Source organism: Micromonospora sp. NPDC047753, assembly GCF_040642735.1.
Taxonomy (GTDB): domain Bacteria; phylum Actinomycetota; class Actinomycetes; order Mycobacteriales; family Micromonosporaceae; genus Micromonospora.
In genome coordinates this window covers 1-4,266 of the sequence record NZ_JBEYSL010000546.1, presented here as the reverse complement: position 1 = coordinate 4,266, position 4,266 = coordinate 1, and the positions used below count along the sequence as shown (strand labels likewise).

2 protein-coding genes and 2 pseudogenes are annotated in these 4,266 nt (G+C 72.5%); 1 reads left to right on the top strand and 3 read right to left on the bottom strand.

Annotated elements, in window-relative coordinates; translation table 11 throughout:
- Together ABZ749_RS30575 and ABZ749_RS30570 are read right to left on the bottom strand one after the other, a co-directional pair.
- A pseudogene (locus tag ABZ749_RS30575) lies at positions 1-476 on the bottom strand (ABC transporter permease); the annotation flags it as partial.
- Entirely contained in the window at positions 458-2,308 is a 1,851-nt protein-coding gene (locus tag ABZ749_RS30570; RefSeq protein WP_357233841.1) for a VanW family protein, read from the bottom strand. The gene ABZ749_RS30570 and the pseudogene ABZ749_RS30575, both read right to left, overlap by 19 nt.
- A 182-nt stretch (positions 2,309-2,490) precedes the next feature.
- On the opposite strand from ABZ749_RS30570, the gene nudC reads away from it, so the two are divergent.
- Positions 2,491-3,408, top strand: a complete 918-nt coding sequence (nudC, locus tag ABZ749_RS30565) for an NAD(+) diphosphatase (RefSeq protein ID WP_357233839.1) — start codon at positions 2,491-2,493, stop codon at positions 3,406-3,408.
- On the opposite strand, the pseudogene ABZ749_RS30560 reads toward nudC, so the two are convergent.
- A pseudogene (locus ABZ749_RS30560) lies at positions 3,305-4,231 on the bottom strand (polysaccharide biosynthesis protein); the annotation flags it as partial. The gene nudC and the pseudogene ABZ749_RS30560 sit on opposite strands and share 104 nt — an antisense overlap.
- Between the last annotated feature and the right edge of the window lie 35 nt (positions 4,232-4,266).

The following is a 4,266-nucleotide window of genomic DNA, read 5'->3' as shown; positions in this document are numbered from 1 at the left end:
CGGAGCTGAGTGCCTCGACCGGCAGGAACCGGGCGTCGACCTCCCAGCCGGGGAACGGAACGAGCAGCGGGTAGCCGGGCGTCGTCGACTCTCCGGTACGGCACCACCCGGGCCAGCGCACCGCGCGCCGCCTCGGCCCGGGTCACCACGGCCGGCGGCAGGGTCCCACCGTTGGTCGTGACCTCGAAGTCGGTCGGAGCCGACAGCGCCATCTCGCGGTCGGCGAGGATCTGCAACGACGCGCCGCCGATGACCACCCCGGAGATCAGGGTCACGCCGAGGGCGACCACGACGGAGACCGCAGCGGCGCGGCGTGGGGCACCGCCGATCCCGCCGACCGACATCCGCCCGATCGGCCCGAGCTGGCGCAGCGGCCAACCCACCACGGCCAGCACCGGGCGCACCAGCAGCGGGCCGAGGGCCACCAGCGCGAAGAACGCCAACGTGCCGGACCCGATCAGCAGGAGCAGTGGCATCGACGCGTCGTAGTTCGACTGCTCCGGCTTCGGCAACCGGCTGATCGTCCCGACCGCCGCCAGGATCGCGCCGACGGCCAGGTGACCACCGCGCCGCCCTTCTTGATGACCCGGAAGGCGTCCTGGGTGAAGCCGTTGATGCCGTTGGTCTCGATGCACGAGGGGCCGGGAGTCAGGTGGATCTGCTTCGGCGTGGTGATGTTGCGGCGCGGCCCGTACTCGGTCTTCACGCTGTCGTAGATCTTCGTGCTCCAGATCGACACGGTGATCGTGCTCGACGTGTACGACGTGTCGATGAGCACGCCGTACTCGGTGTTGTTGCGGAACTTGAAGTCCAGATTCGGCCAGAAGATCGTCGACTCGATGACCGCCGGGTACCTGTCGAACCAGTACGAGTGCGGCTTGTGCTCGACGTCCTCCAGGCCCGCGTAGTAGGTGGCGTTGAACAGCGTGGTGGTGAACTGCGAGGTGCCGCCGCCGACGCCCGGCACCAGCTTGCCGTCGAGGATGACGGGTGCGTCCCGGTAGCCCTGGGCGTAGCCGCGTTCGCCGGTGTGCCCGTTGAGCGAGAACGTCTTCCCCGGCAGTACGACAGTGCCGTCCACCTTCCTCGCGATGGTCGCGATGTTCTGGCTGCGCGACGAGGCCATGCCGCCGGTGAACCGGGTGGTGAAGGTCGACACCCGCTCCTTGATGCCCAGCCCGGCGAGCTCCTCCCCGGTGAGTTGCGGCGGCGTCGGCTTCAACTCGCCGGTCACCTCGCGGCCGTCCGCCTTCGGCAGCACGGCCAGCAGGTCTCGACCGAGGGCTGCCGTGTCCAGCTGCTGCCCGGCTTTCCCCTCCTTGGCGGTCGGCCGGCCACCGGAGATCGTCATCGTGGCATCCTTCGGCGGCACCTCGATGGCGGTCAGCTTGTCGCCGAGCGCCGCCCGCAGCCGCTTGACGTCCACCGAGGGGGTGAGCTTGCCGGTCTTGTCGGCGCCGAACCGGAGGCTCTTCGCGATGGCGGCGGGCGGGATCGTCACCTGGCCCTTGTTCGTCCGCAGGGTGACCGGTGCGGCGACCGCCGGCTTCGCCAGCTCGCTGACCATCCGGTCCAACTCCTCGGCGGTGGTCGCCGGGTGGGTTTCCACAAGGGGAACGGTGACCGGGGCGCCGGCCATCCAGCCGGTGCGGACCACCTCGGCGGAACGCTCCGGGTTCAGAGCCAGCCCGGGCTTGGGCTGTACGACCTTCGGCGTGGTGCCCTGATAGGTGATCGCCGGCATCGTCATGCCCTGGGCCTGGTCCCCGAGCACCTTACGGAGGGCGTCGTCCAACCGGTCCGCGTCGACGGTCACCACGGGCTCGACGGTGCGGGAGCCGACCAACCGGCTGACCGGGTGCGCGTCGGCCTCGGCGGCTGCCGCGACGGTCGCCGGCACGTCGACGGTCAGCCCAACGTCGGCGGGGTTGATCTCGGCGGTGCGCCCGTCGACGGTGACCTTCAGTGGTGTGGCCAGCGTTGCCGCCCGCCGGTCCAGCTCCGCCCGCAACTCCCGGTCGGCGTCCGCGCGGCTCCGGCCGCCCAGTTCGGTGCCGAGCACGCTGGTGCCACGGGGAACGTCACCGGCGTACGCCCAGGCGCCGGCACCCGCCACGGCGGCGAGGACGCCACCGGTGATGCCCGCGGCGAGCAGCATGCGCACCCGACGCGGCCGGCGCGGGCCGCCGTCCGGCTCGCCGGGGGCGGCTGTGGTGACCGGCTCAGGTCCGTCCGGCCAGGTGACCGCGGTGACCTGCACGGTGGGCCGGTCGTCGGCGGGTGGACTGTTTTCGCCGTACAGCGTCACTGCAACCTCGATCGCCAGGGTGCCGCGGGAGGTCCTCCCTCCCGGAGGCACCTACGGTAACGAATGCTCGGCCGTCCTCGTCGGCTGCGCCCAGCAGGCGCTGCTACCGCGTGTCGTTGGGCGTGTCGCATCGGCCCGGGGGCGGTGCCGACGGCCGATCATCGACGTGGCACGGTGACCGGGTGGGCACTGCGGAGCGGGTGTTGGCGTACGGGGGCGGATCGCTGGACCGGGCGGGACCGTTGCGCACCGATCCGACGCGGTTGGGCGCGCTGCTCACCGGCTCGACCGCCGTGTTGTTGCCGATGTGGCGGGACCGTTGTCTCGTCGACGGGCACGGGCCGGTCCGGCTCAGCGCGGAACGCGCGGCACTGGTCCGGTCCGCCGCCGGCGAGACCGTTTTCCTGGGGCTCGACGGGGAGGCCGCCGTGTTCGCCGCGGACCTCTCGGCGCTACCCGAGCAGTCCGCCGTCGAGATGGCCGGTGCGGTGCGGTCCGTCGACGTGCGGGCACTGGTCGGGCGACTCGAACCCGGCGACGCGGCCGTCCTGGCGTACGCCAGGGGTTTGTTGCACTGGCACCGGCAGCAGCGATTCTGCGGGACGTGCGGCGCGCCGGCTGTCGCCGGCGGTGGTGGGCACCTGCGGACCTGCACCGGCACGGAGTGCGGACGTCTGCTGTTCCCCCGGATCGAGCCCGCCATCATCGTGTTGGTCGAGGCACCCGGTCGGTCCGGGCGCTGTCTGCTGGCCCGGCACGCGGGTGCGGCCGAGGACGCGTACTCGACGCTGGCCGGCTTCGTCGAGATCGGCGAGAGCCTGGAGGACGCGGTCCGTCGGGAGATGGGCGAGGAGGCGGGCGTGACCGTCACCGACGTGACCTACCAGGGGTCACAGGCGTGGCCGTTCCCCGCCGGTCTGATGGTTGGCTTCCGGGCCACCGCCACCTCCGACGAGGTACGTGTGGACGGCGAGGAGTTGCTGGAGGCGCGCTGGTTCACCCGGGCGGAGCTGCGGGACCGGACGGCCTCGGGTCGCCCGCTCGGTCGGGTGGACTCGATCGACCACCGACTGCTGACGGACTGGCTGGCGGAGGGCTAGTCGGGTCGGCCGCCGGCACCGGGGCGGGTCGACGGGCCGTCACCGCCATCAGCGCGGTGGTGACGACGGCCGTGCCCAGGGCCGCCAGGAGGAGACCGGGGACGGTGTGGGGCCGGAGGGTCGCGGTGACGGCCACCAGGCCGGCCACGCCCAGCCACAGCGGTGCCGCCGCCCAGCGCGCGCCGGCCGCGAGGCGGTCGTTGAGCAGCACGAACGCCACCGCGTAGAGCGCACCGACCGCCGCGAAGAGGGGCGCGTACCGGCCCAGGTGGTCGTAGTCGGGCCCACCGGCGAGACGGAAGGCGAGCCCCCCGGCGAGCGTCGAGGCGAGAACGAGCACCACGCCACACCCGCCTGTCACCGCGAGCGCGACCGTTCGGCTGCGCCGGTCACCGCGGGCCAGCCTCGGTAGGGCGAGGACGGCGGCTACCTGCGGTGCCCAGAGCGCCCCCTTGCTCAGGACGGTGCCGACCGAGTACGCCCCGGAATCCGACGGGGACAGCAGTTGCCGGGACAGCAGCAGGTCGGCGTAGGAGACGACGAGCATCGCCACTGTCGCACCGCAGCCGGCAACGACCTGAGCGACGGTCAGCCGTGGGGCGGTGGACGACCGTTGCGGCTCGCGGGCGAGTCGGGCCAGCACCGCAGGGGTGAGGGCCGCGGTCAACGCGCCGACCGCCAGCGCGCCGGTCGGCCCCGTGCCGAGCAGCAACCCGGCGATCACGCCGCCGTAGCGGCCGGCGGCGAGCACCGCCATCCCGATGGCGAGTCGTACGAAGCGTTGGCTTCCCTGCAATTCTCCGAGGGAGCGTGAGGAGAGCACCGACCGAGTCGATGAAGGTGACCAACCTCATGTTG